Origin of the sequence: Pseudomonas vlassakiae, from assembly GCF_014269035.2 — a bacterium.
Taxonomy (GTDB): Bacteria; Pseudomonadota; Gammaproteobacteria; order Pseudomonadales; family Pseudomonadaceae; genus Aquipseudomonas; species Aquipseudomonas vlassakiae.
In genome coordinates this window covers 1-20,059 of record NZ_JABWRP020000029.1, presented here as the reverse complement: position 1 = coordinate 20,059, position 20,059 = coordinate 1, and the positions used below count along the sequence as shown (strand labels likewise).

The following is a 20,059-nucleotide window of genomic DNA, read 5'->3' as shown; positions in this document are numbered from 1 at the left end:
TAGAGAGGCTGAGCCCTTGCCAAACGTAAAATTTCGGCCATGCTTCAGCACGGCCGATGCGCTGCCCGGGAAACGCCGGGGCGATTTGGCAGCAGGTGCGCAAATCACACTTTAGAGGGATCAAGCACCTGAGCCTGCTGGCTATAGTCGGGGCCAGGGGATTTTCAGGAATGGGGGAGGGCGGCACGCGCAAGACGTGCCGCTGCAGGGCAAACCTGCTCACCGGTCGCTCGAGCCGTTTCTGAAAGGACTCACTGCCATAACAATAAAGTACATGGAGTAGCGTCGATGAAATCTGCAAATCCGTTCTGGCGCCGGGCCAGGTTGCCCTTGGCCGTCAGCCTTGCTTCCACGCTCGCAAGTCCTGCTTTCGCTGTCAGTTTCAACATTGGTGAAATCGAAGGCCAGTTCGACTCGTCGCTCTCCGTCGGCGCCAGCTGGTCCACCGCCAACCCCAACAAGAACCTGATCGGGGTAAACAACGGTGGCAAAGGCCTGTCGCAGACCTCCGACGACGGCCACCTGAACTTCAAGAAGGGCGAAACCTTTTCGAAGATCTTCAAAGGCATCCATGACCTCGAACTCAAGTACGGCGACACCGGCGTGTTCGTGCGCGGCAAGTACTGGTACGACTTCGAGCTGAAAGACGAAGGCCGCGAGTTCAAGGACATCAGCGACTCGGGCCGCAAGGAAGGCGCCAAGTCGTCGGGTACGCAGCTGCTCGATGCCTTCGTCTACCACAACTACTCGATCGGCGATCAGCCGGGCTCGGTACGTTTAGGCAAGCAGGTGGTGAGCTGGGGTGAGAGCACCTTCATCGGTGGCGGTATCAACTCGATCAACCCGATCGACGTAGCGGCCTTCCGTCGCCCCGGTGCCGAGATCAAGGAAGGCCTGATTCCGGTCAACATGTTCTACATCTCGCAGAGCCTGACCGACAATCTGTCGGCCGAAGCCTTCTACCAGATCGAGTGGGACCAGACAGTCGTCGACAACTGCGGCACCTTCTTCTCCCAGCCTGACATCATCGCCGACGGCTGTACCGACAACCTGAGGGTGCTCAACAGCAGCCGCACGGTACCGGCCGCCGCCCAGCAGTTCCTGGCCACCCGTGGCGTGAACATCAACCAGGAGGGCGTGATGGTGGCCCGTGGCGCCGACCGCGATGCCCGGGACAGCGGCCAGTTCGGGGTGGCCATGCGCTACATGTTCGAGCCGCTGGACACCGAGTTCGGTGCCTACTTCATGAACTACCACAGCCGTGCGCCGATATTCAGCGCCACCGGCGCTTCGCCGTCGGTGTTCCAGGGCATTGCCGGGCTGCCGGCGCAGCTGCGCGCCCTGGCGCCGCTGATCGTTGCGGGCAACTCGAAGTACTTCGTCGAATACCCAGAGGACATCCGCCTGTACGGCCTGAGCTTCTCCACCACCCTGCCTACCGGTACCGCGTGGAGCGGTGAAGTCAGCTACCGGCCCAACGCGCCGGTGCAGCTGAACACCACCGACATCCTGTTCGCCGGTGTACGGCCACTGGGTGGCGCGTTGACCAACGCTTCGCTGCTCTCCGGCACTCCGGGGCAAGACCTGCATGGCTACCGTCGCAAGGAAGTCACGCAGTTCCAGACCACCCTGACGCACTTCTTCGACCAGGTGATGGGCGCCAGCCGCATGACCGTGGTCGGTGAGCTTGGGGTAACCCATGTGGGTGGCCTGGAGAATGCCCACGATACTCGCTACGGCCGTGACCCGGTGTTCGGCCCTGGCCCGCTGCCAGCTACCGGCGGTGCCGACACCTGTCAGGCGCTCAATGCCAGCACCATCGCCGGCGCCGGTGCCGGTGCCTCGACGGCCAACCTCAACCGCAAGTGCGAGAACGACGGCTACACCACCAGCACCTCCTGGGGTTACCGCGCCCGGGTCATCTGGGACTACAACGACGTGTTTGCCGGGGTCAATCTCAAGCCTAACGTGGCCTGGTCGCATGACGTCTCCGGTTACTCGCCTGGCCCTGGTGCCAACTTCGAGGAAGGGCGCAAGGCGGTCAGCCTGGGCCTGGATGCCGAGTACCAGAATACCTATACCGCCAGCCTGTCATACACCAACTTCTTCGATGGCAAGTACAGCACCGTGGATGATCGCGACTTCGTCGCGCTCAGCTTCGGCGTGAACTTCTAAGCGCATTGATCCAGGACGACACGAGATGAACAAGACCAGAAGTCTGTTGCAAGCCGGTGTATTGGGCCTGTCCCTGCTGGCGACCAGCGTCATGGCTGCGGTATCCGCCGATGAAGCGGCAAAGCTGGGTAGCACCCTGACCCCGATGGGCGCGGAAAAAGCCGGTAACGCCGATGGTTCGATCGGCCCATGGGAACCGCTGTCGAAGACCGCAGGCAGCGTCGATGCCAAGGGTTTCCTGTCTGACCCGTACGGCAGCGACAAACCGCTGTTCACCATCACCGCGCAGAATGCCGAGCAGTACAAGGACAAGCTTTCGCCGGGCCAGTTGGCGATGCTCAAGCGCTACCCGGATACCTTCAAGATTCCGGTGTTCAAGACCCACCGTGGCGCCACGGTACCTGACGATGTCTTCGCCGCCATCAAGAAGAACGCCACCGCGACCACGCTGGTCGAAGGCGGCAACGGCCTGAACAACTTCCAGACCGCCGTGCCCTTCCCGATCCCGAAAAGCGGCCTGGAAGTGATCTGGAACCATATCACCCGCTACCGCGGCGGCAGCGTCAGCCGCCTGGTGACCCAGGCAACCCCGCAGCAGAACGGTTCCTACAGCCTGGTGTATTTCGCCGATCAGTTCGTCTTCCGCGACAAGATGAAGGACTACGACCCGAACAACCCAGGCAACATCCTGTTCTACTTCAAGCAGGAGGTGACGGCTCCGGCGCGCCTGGCCGGCACCGTGCTGCTGGTGCACGAGACCCTCGACCAGGTCAAGGAGCCGCGCAAGGCCTGGATCTACAACGCCGGCCAGCGCCGGGTGCGCCAGGCGCCGCAGGTGTCTTACGACGGCCCGGGTACCGCAGCAGACGGCCTGCGTACCTCGGACAACCTGGACATGTACAACGGCGCGCCGGACCGCTACGACTGGAAGCTCGAAGGCAAGAAGGAGATGTACATCGCCTCCAACGCCTTCAAGCTGGATGACCCCAAGCTCAAGTACGCCGATATCCTCAAGGCCGGGCACATCAACCAGGACCTGACCCGCTACGAGCTGCGCCGGGTCTGGCATGTGGTCGCGACGCTCAAGCCTGGCCAGCGGCACATCTACGCCAAGCGTGACTTCTATATCGACGAGGATACCTGGCAAGCAGCGGTGATCGACCAATACGACGGTCGCGGTCAGTTGTGGCGTATCTCCGAGGCGCATGCCCAGCCGTACTACAACAACCAGGTACCGTGGTACACCCTGGAAGCCATCTACGACCTGCAATCGGGCCGCTATCTGGCGCTGGGCATGAAAAACGAAGAGAAGAAAGCCTACGACTTCGGCTTCACCGCCAGTAAAGCCGATTTCCAGCCAGCAGCCCTGCGTCAGTCGGGTATTCGTTGAGCTGAAACCGCAACGCCGTGTGATCCCCCAGAACGCCCCGGCTTGCCGGGGCGTTTCTGTGTGGCCGATAAAACCAGTGAATACCCCGCCAAAGCCCCGTCCCAGCCACTGTCTGTCAGCCATGTTGCTTTTTGTCGCAGTCTTTTCAGGTAAATGGCGCCCATCATCTTCAAATGCGTTGTATTACCCGCTAGTCTCGCAAACATCCGTACCGCCGTAGTTTTCCCACCAGAACGAGCCGGCCATGACAGATCTGTCCCGTACGCATGGATTCGCCAGTCAGGCCCTGGGCCTGCTGGACGGGCGTTTCTTCCGGCCGCCGCAGCCGGACGGCCACGTGCCGCGTGCACGTCTGTGCCAGCGCTTGCAGGGCGGGCTTGGCGGGCGCTTGTTACTGGTCAACGCCCCCGCAGGCTTTGGCAAAAGCTCCCTGGCCATCGAATTCTGCGAGTCGCTGCCCAGCCATTGGCGCAGCCTCTGGCTCGGCCTGAGCCAACGGGATGCCGACCCCGGCCGTTTCCTCGAGCGCCTGCTTGAAGGCTTGCAGCAGTACTGTCCGGCACTGGGCGGGCAGGCCATGGGCCTGCTGAAGATGCGTCAGCGCCACCAACCCTTTGCCTTCGAAGAGTGGATCGACAGCCTGCTGGACGAGTTGGCGCTCTACCTCCAGGCCGACACGCCTTTGCTGCTGGTGCTGGACGACTACCACCTGGCCCAGGGGCCGGTTCTCGATCGCTGCCTGCAGTTCTTCCTCAATCACTTGCCTGCTGGCCTGGTACTGCTGGTGACCAGCCGCCAGCGCCCGGACTGGCACCTCGCGCGGCTGCGCCTGTCACGGCAACTGGTCGAGCTTGGCGAGCAGGATCTGCGCCTGACGCCGGATGAATCACTGGCAGTGATTGGCCGCCAACCCACCGGGCTGCGCGGTCAGGCGCTGGATAACCTGATTCAGCGCAGCGATGGCTGGGTAGCGGGGCTGCGCTTCTGGCAGTTGGCAGCCAGCGAGGCGGGTGACGAGCATGCCTTGCCCCAGGCCCTCCATGGTGGTGAAGGGTTGATTCGTGACTACCTGCTGGAAGAAGTCATCGAGATGCTGCCGGCGGACGTGCAGGCGTTCCTGTTCGACACGGCCTGCCAGGAGCGCTTCTGCGCGGCGCTGTGCGATGCGCTGCGTGAGCGCCACGACAGCGACGCGATACTGCGTTATCTGCAGGCGCACCAGGTATTCCTGGTGCCGCTGGACGAGCATGGCCATTGGTATCGGTACCATCACCTGTTCTCTGACTTGCTGCGCAGTCGCCAGTCCAGCGAACCGCAGGCGCGCCTGCACCTGCGCGCCTGCCGCTGGTTCCAGGCCCAGGGGTTGCTCGACGAGGCGGTGGAACAGGCGTTACGCGCCGGCCACCTCGACGTTGCGGCTGACCTGGTGCAGAGCCTGTCCGAAGAGCAACTGCTGGCCGAGCAGAATGTGGGCATGCTGTTGCGCTGGAAGATGGACCTCCCCGACAGCCTGCTGATCAGCACGCCGCGGTTGATCGTGCTGTACAGTTGGGCGCTTGGCCTGGCCTGCCAGCTCGATGCCGCGCAAGAGCTGGCAAGTTACCTCAGCCGCTTCCTGCCCGCGCCTTCGGCCACTGCACAGAAGTCGATGCTGGCGCAGTGGCTGGCCCTGAGCGGAGTCATCGCCCGTGGTCGGGGTGACCGCGATCGGACCTTGGCCTATTGCGGCGAGGCGCTGCAGAGCCTGCCGTGCAAGCGCTATGGGCAACGCCTGGTATGCCTGTCGACGCTGTCCAACCTGGCCATTGCCGACGGCGACTTCTGGCGTGCGCGCGGCTGGAACCGCGAAGCGCTGGAGCTGGCGCAGCGGGTGGGTAACCCGTTGTTCGAGGCGCTGGCGCATTACGATCGGGCCCGGGTGCTGCATGCCCGCGGCGAGGTGTTGCGCGCGCTCGATGAGGTGCGCCAGGGTTTGCAGCGCCTGCAGGGGCTGTCGGCACAGCGGTTGTACGCAGTGCGGGCGCGGCTGACCTTGTACGAGGGCTACCTGCTGGTGGCGCGCCTGCATCCCACCCAAGGGCGTGCGCGCTTGCGTGCAGGGCTGGGCGAGGCGCGTGCCTGCCGTGACATCAGCGTGCTGATCGGCCATTGCGTGATCGCCTCGCTGGATGGCCGTGAGGGCCAGTATGCCGAGGCCTTCGCCGAACTGGCCGAGGCGGAGCGGCTGATGCACATCTGGGATGTGCCGCCGATTTTTTACCTGGCGATGATCACCCTGGTGAAGTGCGAACTATGGCTCGCGCAGGGGCGTATCGATTTGGCCGAGTCGTGGTTGCTGCGCCTGGGGCAGACCTATGGCGGCGAGCACCCTGCGGCAGCGCCCGAGTTCCACCCCTTGCTGCCGCTGCATATCGAACTGCAGCAGGCTTTGCTCGAGCGGGTGCAGCAGCGCAGCGAAGATGCCATGGCGCGGCTGTGCGCCCTGGCCGAACGCGGTCAGGCCAGTGGCGGGATGATGCTCACCCTGCATGCCCTTTGCCAGTGGATCGACCTGTTGCTGAGCGAGGGGCGTGAAGCACAGGCAGCGCGGCTGCTGCCCATGGCATTGAGCGCCGCTCGGGGTGGGGTGGTACAGCCCTTCCAGCGGCTGCTCGAATTGCATCCTGGCTGGCTGCGCGAGCAACTCCTTGCACAGCCAGCCTGCCAGGCCCAGGCCGAATTGCTGGGGCGCCTGCCCGAACCTGCGGTGCTTACAGCCAACGCCGCAGAGGCCTTGAGTGGTCGCGAGCTGGCGGTGCTCGAACTGATCGCCCAAGGTTGTTCCAACCAGCAGATCAGTGAGCGGCTGTTCATTTCCCTGCATACCGTCAAGACCCACGCCAGTCATATCAACAGCAAGCTGGGTGTGGAGCGTCGTACCCAAGCCGTGGCCCGGGCCAAAGCGTTGGGCTTGCTGGCCTGAAGCTGGCCGCAACGGTAAAATAATGGCGCTAGGCCATTACCCGGCGGTGGCGTGCGTCCGCTGCGTTCTCCACCCTCATCTTTCCTGGCTGGCTGCCGATATAGGTTTCGGCGGTATGCATCGCTTCGCGCCATTCACCCATCTTTCCAATACAGGTCGTGTTGATGCTGCAGTACGGGCAAAAGAGCTTTCTGATCGTCGACGACTTCACTGACTTTCGCACGTCGACCCGTTCCATGCTGCGCGAACTGGGCGTGCGCGATGTGGATACCGCTGACAGCGGCGAGCAGGCGCTGCGCATGTGCGGGCAGAAGCGCTACGACTATATCCTCCAGGACTTCCACCTCGGTGACGGCAAGAAGAACGGCCAGCAGGTCCTCGAGGACCTGATCCTCGACAAGCTGATCAGCCATGAATGCGTGTTCATCATGGTCACGGCCGAGAGCAGCCAGGCCATCGTGCTCAGTGCCCTGGAGCACGAGCCTGATGCCTACCTGACCAAGCCGTTCAACCGTGTAGGCCTGGCCCAGCGCCTGGACAAGCTGACCCAGCGCAAGACGCTGCTCAAGCCGATTCTGCAAGCCCTCGACCGTGGTCGCCCGGCCGAAGTGTTGGCGGCGTGTGCCGAGCTGTGCAAGAAGGACCCGCGTTTTGCCCCGTTGTGCCTGCGCTATCGCGCTGACGCGTTGCGTGACCTCAACCGCTTCGATGAGCTGGAGAAGTTTCTCAAGAGCATCCTCGCCAGCCGCCCGCAACCGTGGGTGTATGCGGCACTCGGCAGCCTGATGCACAAGCGTGGGCAAAATGCCCAGGCCCAGGGCGTCTACGAACAGGCGCTCAAGGCCTTCCCGATCATGCCCGGGCTGTACGATGGCATGGCCGAAGTGCTGGTCGCCCAAGGCGAAACCAAGCGCGCCCAGAGCATGCTCGAGGAGGCTGTCCGCCTGTCGCCCCTGGCGGTGCGCCGGCAGGCTGCACTGGGCAAGTTGGCGTTGGATAACGAAGATTTCGAAAGCGCCTCCAAGGCGTTCCGTCATGCGGTGAATCAGGGCCAGAGTTCGCGCTACAAGGATGCCGAAAGCAACCTTGGGCTGGTCCAGGCGTTGATGAGCAAGAACGCCGGCTTTGGCCTGGATGCGCGTGCCCGGGTCGAGATCAACACTGTGCTCAGTGAAGTGGCCAAGGACAACCTCGAAGACCAGGGCTTGCAAGTGCGTGCCCGGCTGATGAAGGCCGCCAGCCTGCAGCAGGCGGGCGACCCTGAGACAGCGGCCAAGCTCACCGAACAAGCCATGCAGCGGCTGGAGAAGATGGACCAGTTCTTCTCGGTCGAGGCGGCCTTGACCGTGGCCCGGCAACTGCAGGCACTCGGCCAGGAAGCAGCCGGCGGCAGCATCCTCAAAGGCTGCGTGGAAACCTACGGCGACGATCCCAAGGTCATGCAAAGCGTGGCCAAGCTGACCGACGACCCGGCCGTACTGGGTGCGGTCACCGAAGCGGTCGACCTCAACCGCCAGGGCGTGCGCAGCTACCAGGCCGGGCAACTCAACGAAGCCTTGCAGATGTTCCGCAGAGCGCTTTCGCTGCAGCCGAAGAACATCAGTATTGCGCTCAACACTGCGCAGGCCCTGCTGCGCATCGGTGGCGAGGTGACACCGCCGGCTATCCAGCAGGAATGCCGCGATTGCCTGACCCGGGTGGCCGGCATCCCGACCAGTGACAGTCGCTACGACCGCTACCGCAAACTGCACATCAAGGTCTTCGGTGCATGAGCCAGGATAACCAGGGGCTGGATTTCTCCACGGTGATCGCCTCCACCGTGCATGACCTGAAAAACTCGCTGTCGGCGCTGATCCAGTCCCATGACCAGTGGATGGCGCGGTTGCCTGAAGAATGGCGCAGCGGTACCGAGCAGGGCGTGATCGAGCATGAGTTCCGTCACCTCAACGGCATGCTGGTGCAGTTGCTGGGGCTTTACAAACTGGGGGTGAACCAGCTGCCGGTATGCCCGGATTACCATGAGCTGGATGATTTCATCGAGGCCCAGCTGGCCGCCCACCAGGAAGTGCTGCAGCACAACGACATCCTCGCCACCTGGCGTGTCGAAACCGACAACCCGCTGGGTTTCTTCGACCGCGAACTGGTGGCTTCGGTGATCGCCAACGTGATCACCAACGCCACCCGCTATGCCGGCCATACACTGTTGATCAGCATTGGCGAGGAAAGCGAGCAACTGGTCATCAGCGTCAACGACGACGGCCCGGGCTACCCGGCGCGAATGCTCGAGCGTCAGCAGGATTATGTGCAGGGTATCGACTCGCAGAGCGGCAGCACCGGGCTGGGGCTGTATTTCGCGGCGCGGATTGCGGCGCTGCATGAGCGTAACGGCGTGCGCGGGCGGATCGACATTGCCAATGGCGGGGTGCTTGGGGGCGGGTTGTTCAGGTTGTATTTGCCGTAGCGTCAGGGCCGACATGTGCCTGCCACACGCTATTCAGCGCCTGTGAGACCGAGCGCCGCCCGCGCGGCGCATCGCGGATAAATCCGCTCCTACAGTTTGTTGCAACGTGGCCATACCTGTGAGGCCATGATTGTCAGCTGGATGCACGGCTCAAGTCATGCGCCAAGGCTGGCAACCATGGCGTCACAGGTTCGGCACGTTGCAACAACTGTAGGATTTATCCGCGATGCGCCGCGCGGGCGGCGCTCGGTCTCACAGGCGCTGCAACTTCTAAGACATGCACCCCCTGACCACGCTACCATCCCGACAGTAGTCAGGAGCCCCCATGAACACTGCCCCCACCACACTGATCCGCGAAACCTTTCCTGTAGGCCCCTTGCAGTGCAACTGCACCCTGATCGGCGACCCGGTCAGCAAGAAGGCGATCGTCGTCGACCCGGGGGGTGACCCGGACAAGATCCTCGCCCGCCTGCAGGCCCATGGCCTGACCCTGGTGAGCATCATCCACACCCACGCGCACTTCGACCATTTCCTCGCTTCGGGCAAGCTCAAGGAGCTCACCGGCGCCACTTTGCACCTGCACAAGCAGGACCAGCCGCTGTGGGACAACCTGGAAATGCAATGCCAGATGTTTGGCGTGCCCTACACCCCGGTGCCGTCGCCAGACCGTTGGCTCGATGATGATGAAGAACTCGCCTGCGGTTGCGGTGTGGCCCTGCACACGCCTGGCCACACCCCAGGTTCGATGAGTTTCTGGTTCGCCGACGCCAAGCTGCTGATCGCCGGCGACACCCTGTTCCGCCGTGGCATCGGCAGAACCGACCTGTGGGGCGGCGACCAGCGCGCCATCGTGCGTTCGATCCAGGAACGGCTGTATCGCCTGGACGAAGATGCCATTGTGGTCACGGGCCACGGGCCGGACACCCGCCTGGGCGACGAGATGCGCGAGAACCCGTTCGTGCGGGCATGAAGCTGCATGAAAAGCCTTTCATGGAATTTTTCCGTATGCTGGCGATCCAAGCCTGGCACCGATCCCTCTGCGATCCGCCGCACACACGAATTTTTGTAGGAGCTTGTCCATGTTCACCATGCGTCGTCTGATTATCGTCGCAACCGCTGCAGCCCTGATGACCGGCTGCGCCGGGCAGAATCCTTATGACAGCCAAGGCCAGGCTCAGGGCGAGTCCACGGGGATGAGCAAGACCGCCAAGTATGGCGGCCTGGGCGCGCTGGCCGGTGCCATTGCCGGTGCCGCCATCGACCACAACAACCGTGGCAAGGGTGCGCTGATCGGCGCCGCCGCAGTCGGTGCCGCCGCTGCCGGTTACGGCTACTACGCCGACAAACAGGAAGCCGAGCTGCGCGCGAAGATGGCCAACACGGGCGTTGAGGTTCAGCGCCAGGGTGACCAGATCAAGCTGATCATGCCGGGCAACATCACCTTCGCTACCGACTCGGCCAACATTTCGCCGAGCTTCTACAACCCGCTGAACAACCTGGCCAACTCGTTCAAGTCGTTCAATCAGAACACCATCGAAGTGGTGGGCTTCACCGACAGCACCGGCAGCCGCCAGCACAACATGGACCTGTCGCAGCGCCGCGCCCAGGCAGTCAGCACCTACCTGACCTCGCAAGGCGTGGATGCGTCGCGCGTAACGGTACGTGGCATGGGCCCGGACCAGCCGATTGCCAGCAACGCCGACGCCAATGGCCGTGCACAGAACCGCCGTGTGGAGGTCAACCTGAAGCCTATTCCGGGTCAGCAGTATGACCAGCAGCAGGGCCAGGTTCAGCAGTACCCATAAGCCGTTCGGTACGGCGCAATAAAAAAGGGCAGGCCGGTGACGGTCTGCCCTTTTGCGTTTCAGCGGATGCTGCTGGCCTGAATCGCCGTGAGGGCGATGGTATGCACGATATCGTCCACCTGCGCCCCGCGTGGCAAGTCGTTCACCGGCTTGCGCAGCCCCTGCAGCATCGGCCCCAGGCTGACCCCGTCAGTGCTGCGCTGCACCGCCTTGTGGGTGGTATTGCCGGTGTTCAGGTCAGGGAACACGAACACCGTCGCCCGCCCGGCCACCTGGCTGTGAGGGGCCAGCTGGCGAGCGACTTGCGGATTGGCGGCGGCGTCGTACTGCAGCGGCCCGTCGATCAGCAGCCCTTGCTCCGCTGCCTGTGCCAGGCGCGTGGCTTCGCGCACTTTCTCCACTTCCTCGTCACTGGCCGAATCACTGGAGTAGCTGATCATCGCTACTCGCGGTGCGATACCGAAGGCCTGTGCCGATTCGGCGCTCTGCCGGGCGATCTCGGCCAGTTCGCTGGCGCTGGGGTGCGGGTTCATCACGCAGTCGCCGTACACCAGCACCTGCTCGGGGAACAGCATGAAGAACACCGACGACACCAGGCTGGCGCCGGGTGCGGTCTTGATCAGCTGCAGGGCAGGGCGAATGGTGTTGGCGGTGGAGTGCACCAGCCCCGAGACCAGGCCATCGACCTCATCCAGGGCCAGCATCATGGTGCCGACCACCACCGGGTCTTCCAGCTGCTGTTCAGCCATGGGCGCATTGAGGTTCCTGCTCTTGCGCAGGTTGACCATCGGCTCGACATAGCGCCCGCGAATCAGCTCGGGGTCGAGTATCTCCAGGTCCGCCGGCAGGGTGATGCCCTGGGCGCGGGCCACGGCTTCGACTGCCTCTGGCTTGGCCAGCAGCACGCAACGGGCGATGCCGCGCGCCTGGCAGATCGCCGCCGCCTGCACCAGCAGCGGCTCGGCGCCCTCCGGCAGGACGATGCGCTTGTTGGCCTGTTGCGCCCGCTGGATCAGCTGGTAGCGGAATACCGCGGGCGACAGGCGCATTTCCCGTGGGGTGCCGCAGCGCTGGTGTAGCCAGGCGGCGTCCAGGTGGCTGGCAACGAAGTCGGTGATGAATTCGGCCCGGTCACGGTCGTCCACCGGGATTTCGCGGTTCAGCGAGTTGAGCAGGTTGGCCGTGTCGTAGGAGCCGGTGCTGACCGACAGAATCGGCAGGCCGGCCTGCAGGGCGCCACGGCACAGGCCGAGGATGCGCGCATCGGGCTTGCTGTCGCTGGTCAGCAGCAGGCCGGCCAGGGGTACGCCATTGATCGCGGCCAGGCTCACCGCAAGGATGATGTCGTCGCGATCGCCCGGGGTCACCACCAGGGTGCCCGGTGTCAGCAGTGGTACGGTATTGGCCACGGTGCGGGCGCAGATGATGATCTTGTTCATCCGCCGCTGCTCATAGTCGCCGGCATTGAGCACCTGGGCACCCAGCAGTTCGGCCACGTCGCGGGTACGCGGAGCGTTCAGTTCGGGCTGGTAGGGAATGCAGCCGAGCAGGCGGAAGTCGTTGCCACGCAGCAGCGGCGAGTGCTCGCGCAGGCGGGTGGCGAAGTCGGCCATGCTCTCGTCGGTGCGCACCTTGTTGAGGATCACTCCCAGTACTTTAGGGTCGCGTGGGCCGCCGAACAGTTGGGCCTGCAGTTCGACCCGCCCGGACAATTCGCTGAGCACTTCGTTTTCCGGTGCCGAGACCAGGATCACTTCGGCATCGAGGCTCTTGGCCAGGTGCAGGTTGACCCGCGCCGCATAGCTGGCATGGCGGGTCGGCACCATGCCCTCGACCACCACCACGTCGTTGCCAATGCAGGCCTGCTGGTACAGGCGGATGATTTCTTCGAGCAACTCGTCCAGCTGGCCCTCGCCGAGCATGCGCTCGACATGGGCCAGGCTCAGTGGTACCGGAGGCCTGATGCCGTGGGTGCGGGCGACCAGTTCGGTGGAGCGCTCGGGGCCCGTGTCGCCGGGGTGAGGCTGGGCGATCGGCTTGAAGAAGCCGACCTTGAGCCCGGCGCGCTCCAGGGTGCGGACCAGGCCCAGGCTGATGGAAGTCAGGCCGACACCAAAGTCGGTCGGCGCAATGAAAAATGTCTGCATGCGTGCTTCTCGAAATAAGCGGTGCAAGGAATCAACGGCCAAGGGTAGCGCTATCGACCCCCTGTGCGCACCAGCCGCAAGCGAATGGCTGGCCGATGCGCTCGGCACGCTGCGCGGCGTCGAGCACCCATGGGCGTGCCTGCCACGGTGGCTGGTGGCGCAGGTGCTGGGTATGGCCGCAAGACAGCTCGACCACCCAGTGGCCTTCCTCGTCCTGGTGGAAGCCGGTGATCCGACTGATGGGTCGCCCCTCGTCCGCGCTGCGGTCGCAATCGGGCGATGCCTTGGTTACACTTGTCCGCTCTACATACTTTTGCAAAAGGTCTTGCCCCATGCTGATCGCCGCCAACAAGGCTGTCTCCATCGACTATACCCTGACCAACGACGCCGGGGAGACCATCGACAGCTCCGCCGGCGGTGCGCCGCTGGTTTACCTGCACGGTGCCGCCAACATCATTCCAGGCCTGGAAAAAGCCCTGGAAGGCAAGCAAGCCGGTGACGAGCTGGACGTTGCCATCGAGCCGGAAGACGCCTATGGCGAATACCTGGCCGAGCTGGTGAGCACCCTGAACCGCAGCCTGTTTGAAGGTGTCGACCAACTGGAAGTCGGCATGCAGTTCCACGCTTCGGCGCCGGACGGCCAGATGCAGATCGTCACCATCCGCGACATCGACGGCGACGACATCACCGTCGACGGCAACCACCCACTGGCTGGCCAGCGCCTGAACTTCAAGGTCAAGGTTGTCGACGTGCGTGACGCCAGCGAAGAAGAAATCGCTCACCGTCACATCCACGGTGAAGGTGGCCATCACCACTGATTTTCTGCGCTAAGCTCAGAAAGTCGCCAGGCGCTCGGACAAGCCGGCATGCCTCTCCCACGGGAGGCGCGCGGCTTGCAAGAGCGCCTTTTTAGTGGGCGCTGTTCGCCTCCTGCGGCAACCGGCAACCTGAAGGGGATCATCATGAGTGCATTTCACGACCTGACGTTGAAGGCGCTGAACGGCGAGGACCTGCCCCTGGCGCCGTTCAAGGGCCAGGTAGTGCTGGTGGTCAATGTCGCTTCCAAGTGCGGCCTGACGCCGCAATACGCCTCGCTTGAGAGGCTGCAGCAGCAGTTCAAGGGCAGGGGCTTCAACGTCCTGGGCCTTCCTTGCAACCAGTTCGCTGGCCAGGAGCCGGGCAGCGAAAAGGAAATCCAGGAGTTCTGCAGGCTGAATTACGGCGTGAGTTTCCCGCTGGGTGCCAAGCTTGAGGTCAACGGCCATGACCGCCATCAGCTGTACCGTTTGCTGGCGGGCGAGGGCGCGGAATTCCCGGGTGACATCACCTGGAACTTCGAGAAGTTCCTGGTGGGCAAGGATGGACGGGTGCTGGCGCGCTTTGCGCCGCGTACCGCACCGGATGATCCAACGGTGGTGCAGGCCATCGAGAATGCATTGAAGTGACCTGTTGGCCGGGAGTGTAATGCACCCCCGGCGATAGCCCGGAATCACCGAGATCAATAATGCTGGGCCAAGCTCCGTGCTGCCCCTAACCTCAGGCGCATCTCCCCCCGCAGACGGAAGCGCCCCATGCCCAGCAACCCGTTGTTCCAACCCTTCACCCTCGGCGCGCTCGAGTTGCCGAGCCGTGTCGTCATGGCGCCCATGACCCGCACCTTCTGCCCCGGCGGCGTGCCGCACGCTGGCGTGGTCGAGTACTACCGACGCCGTGCCGCCGCAGGCGTGGGGCTGATCATCACCGAGGGCACCACGGTCGGGCACAGGGCAGCCAACGGTTACCCCAATGTGCCGCGCTTCCACGGTGAGGATGCCCTGGCAGGCTGGAAGCAGGTAGTCGACGCCGTGCATGCCGAAGGGGGCCGTATCGTGCCGCAGCTGTGGCATGTGGGCATGGTACGCCGCCTGGGCACCGAGCCGGACGCCAGCGTGCCAGGGTACGGGCCGAGCGAGAAGGTCAAGGACGGCCAGGTGCTGGTGCATGGCATGAGCCATGACGATATTCGCGAGGTGATCGCTGCGTTCGCCCAGGCGGCCCGCGACGCCAAGGCCATCGGCATGGATGGCGTGGAGATCCATGGCGCCCACGGCTACCTCATCGACCAGTTCTTCTGGGACGCCAGCAACCGTCGCAGCGACGAATATGGCGGTGACCTGGCTGGCCGTTCGCGCTTCGCCATCGAGCTGATCCAGGCCGTGCGCGCTGCCGTGGGGCCGGACTTCCCGATCATCTTCCGTTTCTCGCAGTGGAAGCAGCAGGACTATAGCGCACGCCTGGTGGAAACCCCGCAAGCACTGGCGGCGTTCCTTGAGCCGCTGTCGGCGGCCGGTGTGGACATCTTCCATTGCTCGACCCGGCGCTTCTGGGAGCCAGAATTCGAAGGCTCCGAGCTGAACCTGGCCGGCTGGACCCGCAAGCTCACGGGCAAGCCGACCATCACTGTCGGCAGCGTGGGGCTCGATGGTGAGTTCCTGCAGTTCATGGTCGCTACCGACAAGGTGGCCAAACCGGCCAGCCTGGAAGGCTTGCTGCGCCGTCTGGGCGATGAAGAGTTCGACCTTGTGGCGGTTGGCCGTGCCCTGCTGGTGGATGGCGAATGGGCGCAGAAGGTACGCGAAGGGCGTGAAGCGGATGTGCTGCCGTTCAGCCGCGAGGCGTTGACGACCCTGGCTTGATCGCCAGCGCGGCGCCTGCCGGCTGGCTGCCGGCAGGTGCTGTGTGGCAGGCATTGAACAAGTGCGATTCGAACTGCTCGACGATCGCCGGCCAGCCTTGGCGGCTGGCGTGCTGACGTGCGTTCAGGCGCACTCGGCGCAGGGTTTCGTTTTCTTCCAGCAGCCAGCAGGCGGCATCGATGAATGCGCACTGGTCGCCAGGCATGGCCAGCGCGCCGCTGTGGCCATGGCGGATGTGCTGGGCTGCGGCAGCCTCATCGTAGGCGACCACGGCCAGGCCCGAGGCCATGGCTTCGAGCACCACGTTGCCAAAGGTTTCGGTCAGGCTCGGGAACAGGAACAGGTCGCCGCTGGCGTAATGTTCGGCCAACGCTTCGCCGCGCTGGGCGCCGCAGAACACCGCATCGGGCATCTGCTGCTCAAGGGCCGCCCGCTGCGGGCCATCACCCACCACCACAAGGCGCAGGCGCCGCTGTGGGTGAGTGCTCTGCAAGGCTTGCAGGCAGGGCTGCAACAGTGTCAGGTTCTTTTCCGCTGCCAGGCGCCCGACGTGCAGCACGGCGATGTCGTCCGCGTCGAGCCCCCAGTTTTCCCGTAGCGCCTGGCTGCGCTTGGCCGGGTTGAACAGGCCGGCATCGACGCCCCGGGCCATCAAGGCCAGGCGCTCGAACCCACGGCGTTCCAGCTCCAGGCGCTGGCTCACACTGGGCACCAGGGTGGCGGCGGTGCGCCGGTGGAACCAGCGCAGGTAGTGGGTCAGCAGGCGTGCCAGCAGGCCGAGGCCGTATTGCCCGGAGTACTGTGGGAAATTGGTGTGAAAGCCGCTGACCACGGCAACGCCCAGGCGCCGCGCGGCGCGCAGGGCGCTGAGGCCCAATGGCCCTTCGGTAGCGATGTACAGCACGTCCGGGCGCTGCCGGCGCCAGCGGCGCAGCAGCTTGTGCATCGACACTTCGCCCCACTGCAGGCCGGGGTAGCCGGGCAGTGCCCAGCCTCGGCAGAGCAATAGCCCCTGGTCATCATCCACCTGGGCCTCGTTGGCTTGCCGTGGGCGGACGATCTCGACCTGGTGGCCACGCTGTCGTAAACCTTCGCTGAGGCGGCCAAGGGTATTGGCCACACCGTTGATTTCGGGTGGGAAGGTTTCGCTGACAAGGCAAATGCGTAGGGCAGGTGTATTCATGACAAAAGTGTCCACCTGCTGCGTTGCGCTCACATGACAGCCTTGTGACGCGCAGGTGACGCCCGATTTTCGGCTTTTTGTGGTGTGTGAATATTTCTTTGCAGGGCGCTCAAGCCGCTCGCCGCGCAGCCGATGAAGATGCATCCGAATCGGTCTGATGCGCTCCGGGAGTGCGGTGATGTTCAACAGCAAGCTCAAGAAAGAAATCCAGCAACTGCGCGAAGAGCTGATGGCCGTCGAGCAGGTCAAAAGCAGCCTCGACAGCGAGATGCTGGTGCTGCAGCTCGACCCTCAGGGGCGCATCGAGCAGGTCAACGGCAATTTCGAGAGCGAGATGCTCTACCGTGCCGAGCAATTGATTGGGCGCAACATCGAAGAGATCGTGCCGACGCACGTGAAGAAGCTCGACTTCTACCAGCGCATGAAAAACGCCATTACCCGGGGCGAGCACCTCAATGGCGCATTCCGCCTGCTGCGCGGCAATGGTGAAGAAGCCTGGCTGCGCTCCATCCTGCAGCCGGTGAAGACGGTCGACGGGCGGATCAGGCATTTTTCCATGCACTCCAGCGACCTGACCCGCACCATCGAGACCTCGCGTGAGCACGAGAGCCTGATCAAGGCTTTGATGCGCTCCACCGCGGTGATCGAATTCAACCTCGACGGCGAGGTGTTGACCGCCAACGACCGCTTCCTGCAGACGGTGGGCTACAGCCTCGAGCAGGTGCGTGGCAAGCATCACCGCATGTTCTGTGAACCGGCTGAAGTCAATTCGACCGCCTACCAGGCCTTCTGGGACAGGCTACGCCGGGGCGAGTACGTGGCCGATCGCTTCAAGCGGATCGACGCCCATGGGCGCACCATCTGGCTGGAGGCTTCCTACAACCCGATCTTCGATGCCCACGACGTGCTGTACAAGGTGGTCAAGTTCGCCACTGTGATCACCGAGCAGGTCAATCAGGAGCTGGCAGTAGCCCAGGCTGCCGACATTGCCTACAACACCTCCCTGGAAACTGACAGCAGCGCCCGTAAAGCCACCGATGTGGTGACTCAGACCGTCGACGTGATGCGTGGGCTGGAAGGCTCCATGCAGGATGCTGCCGACGGCATCCAGGCGCTGGACAGGCAGTCGAAGGTGATTGGCGCCATCATCAAGACCATCAGCGACATCGCCGGGCAGACCAACCTGCTGGCGCTCAACGCCGCCATCGAAGCCGCCCGCGCCGGCGAGCAGGGCCGTGGCTTCGCTGTGGTCGCCGACGAAGTGCGTCAGCTGGCCTCGCGTACCAGCAGCGCGACCGAAGAGATCGCCAAGGTGGTGCAGCAGAACGAACAGCTCGCCCAGGCGGCGGTAGACATCATCGACACCAGCAAGCGCCAGGCCGAGCAGGGGCTGGCGCTGGCGGCGGATACCGGTGGGGTGATCGTCGAGATCCAGGAGGGGGCGAAGAAGGTGGTGGATGCGGTGGGGCAGTTTTCCAGCCAGCTGAGCCACTGACGGCTTGGCGGGAGGGGCGCAGGCTGGCCCTTCCCGCCGTGGCTGGTCAACCGGCCTGTTCGGTTTCCTTGATATGCCGGTAGACGGCCGAGGCGGCATCATGCACGGCCGCCAGGTCGACCTTGACATGGTACTCCTCGCCGTTCACGCCACGCTCACTGAAGATGCCGCCGTCAGGCCCTATGGTGGGCGCTTCACTGTTCAGCACGGCGTCGACCAGCAACTCCACCAGCGGTTTGCTGTAGTTGACTGCTCCAGTGCTCGCATCCCAAGTGGTGTAGTGCAGTTGCTCGATCGGCTCATGGATGTCGTTGGCTGCCAAGGCGTCTCGCAGTCGCCAGATGACGCGGTGCTCGGCGATGATCGCCCCATGTTCATGTTCAGGCCTGCCGGCCAGCTCCACGAAGTCTCGCGATTTGACGTCGATGAATTCCATCTTTGATCTCCGGTGATAATGACTCGAGGCTGCGTCGAGTCGGTTTGCAGCCGAGCAGGCGCTGTGCAAGCTGTCGCTATTGATTGAACAAACGGGCTGGCCTGCTGGGCCAAGCTGTGATTTTCAGACGATGGGCGCCATTTTCATCATGCGTCGGAATGTTTCTTCCACGGCGGTCCAGAGTTTCCCCTCATCGTCAGCGAAGAGCGTTCCGTCAAATTCGAACTTGTCGATGTCCGCCTTCTCCAGTGTTCCCGCTATGAGGGCCCAGATCAGGTAAGTTCTCAGGGATGACTTGTCGCCCTTTGCGTCATATACATAGCAGGCGGCATTTTCATAACCGTCCAGGTCCTGTTCTGCCAGGGCGGTAATGAACGTAGTGTGAACGTGCATCTTTACCTGTTCAAAAGCCGCGAACTCTTCGTCATTGAGATCGCGCCCTTCCTTGCCTTCCTGAAAAAGACGCGCCAGCGGGCCCTGTGGGTCAATCGGGCCTACCGGAACTTCCGGCTCTTCAGTTTCCGGCTCGGGAGATACTTCTCGGTCGTCAACCTCAGTTTCTACAGGTTCGCCGTCCCCGGTAGTCTCGGCCGGTAGTAGTTCCTCGAACTTTTCATCGTCAATCATCTGGTGGTCCTCTTGAAATGAACGCCAGTCGTTGGCGGGTATGATTCAACGATGAATTGATAGCGCGCTTGCTCTAACTATCTACCCCATGTCTGCTTTCGGGGTCTTGCTCACAAATGCTGTAACTACGATTAGACTTTTCCTACAGCCGACTCAGGAATTTCCCATCCTCACTCCATGATGTGATTCCCCTGCACAACACTGGCAGGGAGACGCCTCATGCTGCTCTGGCACATCGTGCCCACCTGGCGCGATATCGAGACACGCATCACCGATGAAATGGGCTATCAAGGAGGTGCCCATTTCCGTACTTACCTCAACGAAGCAGTGCCGTCAGTGGCCCTCAACCTGCGCCGCGTGGACAGCGTGCGGCGCGCTTTCTACGAGGCCGAATCGAAAGCCGGCCAGCTGCTGCGCCAGCGCTTCGCCGACCTCGATATCAAAAGCATCCTCAACGACCTGCTCGGCGTCGCCGAGCAAATGGCGATGATCGTCGCAGGCACTGCCCTCACCGGCGGCCTGCTCGGCGCCGGCATCGGCGCATTCGCCGGCGGTGCCGGTGCCATTCCCGGCGGCGTAGCCGGCACCGCCATCGGCTTCAAGGTCAGCGGCTGGATCCTCGGCGTGCTGGGCATCGCCTCGCTCGCCGAGTTCTTCGTCGACGGCTTGCCGCGCATTGGCGAGTACTACCTGCAAGGCATCG

At 63.4% G+C, this 20,059-nt stretch carries 17 protein-coding genes and 1 pseudogene; 13 read left to right on the top strand and 5 right to left on the bottom strand.

Annotated elements, in window-relative coordinates:
* Positions 1–288: 288 nt before the first annotated feature.
* The 7 genes from HU738_RS24485 (at position 289) to HU738_RS24455 (ending at position 10,793) form a co-directional block, all read left to right on the top strand.
* Complete coding sequence (locus HU738_RS24485) at positions 289–2,175, top strand: DUF1302 domain-containing protein (protein ID WP_186604655.1); 1,887 nt, start codon at positions 289–291, stop codon at positions 2,173–2,175.
* 25 nt (positions 2,176–2,200) lie between these two features.
* Positions 2,201–3,565, top strand: a complete 1,365-nt coding sequence (locus HU738_RS24480; RefSeq protein ID WP_186604653.1) for a DUF1329 domain-containing protein — start codon at positions 2,201–2,203, stop codon at positions 3,563–3,565.
* A 244-nt stretch (positions 3,566–3,809) separates the two neighbouring features.
* The gene (locus HU738_RS24475; RefSeq protein ID WP_186604651.1) at positions 3,810–6,527 is read left to right on the top strand and encodes a winged helix-turn-helix domain-containing protein; all 2,718 of its coding nucleotides are present in this window, start codon (positions 3,810–3,812) and stop codon (positions 6,525–6,527) included.
* Between the two features lie 164 nt (positions 6,528–6,691).
* Entirely contained in the window at positions 6,692–8,299 is a 1,608-nt protein-coding gene (locus HU738_RS24470) for a tetratricopeptide repeat-containing response regulator (protein ID WP_186604649.1), read from the top strand.
* A complete protein-coding gene (locus tag HU738_RS24465) occupies positions 8,296–8,988 on the top strand; it encodes a sensor histidine kinase (protein WP_054887496.1) in 693 nt (230 codons plus the stop codon). Before HU738_RS24470 ends, HU738_RS24465 begins: the two co-directional genes overlap by 4 nt.
* Positions 8,989–9,313: 325 nt before the next feature.
* On the top strand, positions 9,314–9,958 hold the full coding sequence (locus HU738_RS24460) for an MBL fold metallo-hydrolase (RefSeq protein ID WP_176506848.1): 645 nt from the start codon (positions 9,314–9,316) through the stop codon (positions 9,956–9,958).
* 109 nt (positions 9,959–10,067) lie between these two features.
* The gene (locus tag HU738_RS24455) at positions 10,068–10,793 is read left to right on the top strand and encodes a YiaD family glycine zipper/OmpA-like lipoprotein (RefSeq protein WP_027918343.1); all 726 of its coding nucleotides are present in this window, start codon (positions 10,068–10,070) and stop codon (positions 10,791–10,793) included.
* 59 nt (positions 10,794–10,852) lie between these two features.
* Here the strand turns inward: HU738_RS24455 and pta are convergent, their stop codons facing one another.
* A complete protein-coding gene (gene pta / locus HU738_RS24450; RefSeq protein WP_186604647.1) occupies positions 10,853–12,940 on the bottom strand; it encodes a phosphate acetyltransferase in 2,088 nt (695 codons plus the stop codon).
* A 31-nt stretch (positions 12,941–12,971) separates the two neighbouring features.
* On the bottom strand, positions 12,972–13,274 hold the full coding sequence (locus HU738_RS24445) for a DUF3565 domain-containing protein (RefSeq protein ID WP_054887499.1): 303 nt from the start codon (positions 13,272–13,274) through the stop codon (positions 12,972–12,974).
* Between HU738_RS24445 and HU738_RS24440 the strand changes: the two genes are divergently transcribed.
* The 3 genes from HU738_RS24440 (at position 13,273) to HU738_RS24430 (ending at position 15,615) form a co-directional block, all read left to right on the top strand.
* Positions 13,273–13,758 carry an FKBP-type peptidyl-prolyl cis-trans isomerase gene (locus tag HU738_RS24440; RefSeq protein WP_054887500.1) on the top strand — a complete coding sequence of 162 codons (486 nt, stop codon included), beginning with the start codon at positions 13,273–13,275 and terminating at the stop codon, positions 13,756–13,758. The genes HU738_RS24445 and HU738_RS24440 overlap by 2 nt on opposite strands.
* A 144-nt stretch (positions 13,759–13,902) precedes the next feature.
* The gene (locus tag HU738_RS24435) at positions 13,903–14,385 is read left to right on the top strand and encodes a glutathione peroxidase (protein ID WP_186604645.1); all 483 of its coding nucleotides are present in this window, start codon (positions 13,903–13,905) and stop codon (positions 14,383–14,385) included.
* A 126-nt stretch (positions 14,386–14,511) separates the two neighbouring features.
* Entirely contained in the window at positions 14,512–15,615 is a 1,104-nt protein-coding gene (locus tag HU738_RS24430) for an NADH:flavin oxidoreductase (RefSeq protein WP_186604643.1), read from the top strand.
* On the opposite strand, the gene HU738_RS24425 is transcribed toward HU738_RS24430, so the two are convergent.
* Positions 15,584–16,798 (bottom strand): glycosyltransferase family 4 protein, encoded by a 1,215-nt coding sequence (locus HU738_RS24425; RefSeq protein WP_186604641.1) that lies wholly within the window; start codon positions 16,796–16,798, stop codon positions 15,584–15,586. The two genes, HU738_RS24430 and HU738_RS24425, sit on opposite strands and share 32 nt — an antisense overlap.
* 157 nt (positions 16,799–16,955) lie before the next feature.
* Here HU738_RS24425 and HU738_RS26455 point away from each other — a divergent pair.
* Both HU738_RS26455 and HU738_RS26450 read left to right on the top strand, forming a co-directional pair.
* A pseudogene (locus tag HU738_RS26455) lies at positions 16,956–17,699 on the top strand (PAS domain-containing protein); the annotation flags it as partial.
* 162 nt (positions 17,700–17,861) lie between these two features.
* Positions 17,862–18,293: a methyl-accepting chemotaxis protein gene (locus tag HU738_RS26450; protein WP_371870296.1), complete on the top strand. Its 432-nt coding sequence runs from the start codon at positions 17,862–17,864 to the stop codon at positions 18,291–18,293.
* 46 nt (positions 18,294–18,339) lie between these two features.
* Here the strand turns inward: HU738_RS26450 and HU738_RS24415 are convergent, their stop codons facing one another.
* Complete coding sequence (locus HU738_RS24415; RefSeq protein WP_186604639.1) at positions 18,340–18,729, bottom strand: hypothetical protein; 390 nt, start codon at positions 18,727–18,729, stop codon at positions 18,340–18,342.
* Positions 18,730–18,852: 123 nt separating this feature from the next.
* A complete protein-coding gene (locus HU738_RS24410) occupies positions 18,853–19,356 on the bottom strand; it encodes a hypothetical protein (protein WP_186604637.1) in 504 nt (167 codons plus the stop codon).
* A 219-nt stretch (positions 19,357–19,575) separates the two neighbouring features.
* Between HU738_RS24410 and HU738_RS24405 the strand changes: the two genes are divergently transcribed.
* Positions 19,576–20,059: DUF6861 domain-containing protein (locus HU738_RS24405; RefSeq protein ID WP_367616183.1), on the top strand; the 484-nt coding region annotated here is incomplete at its 3' end.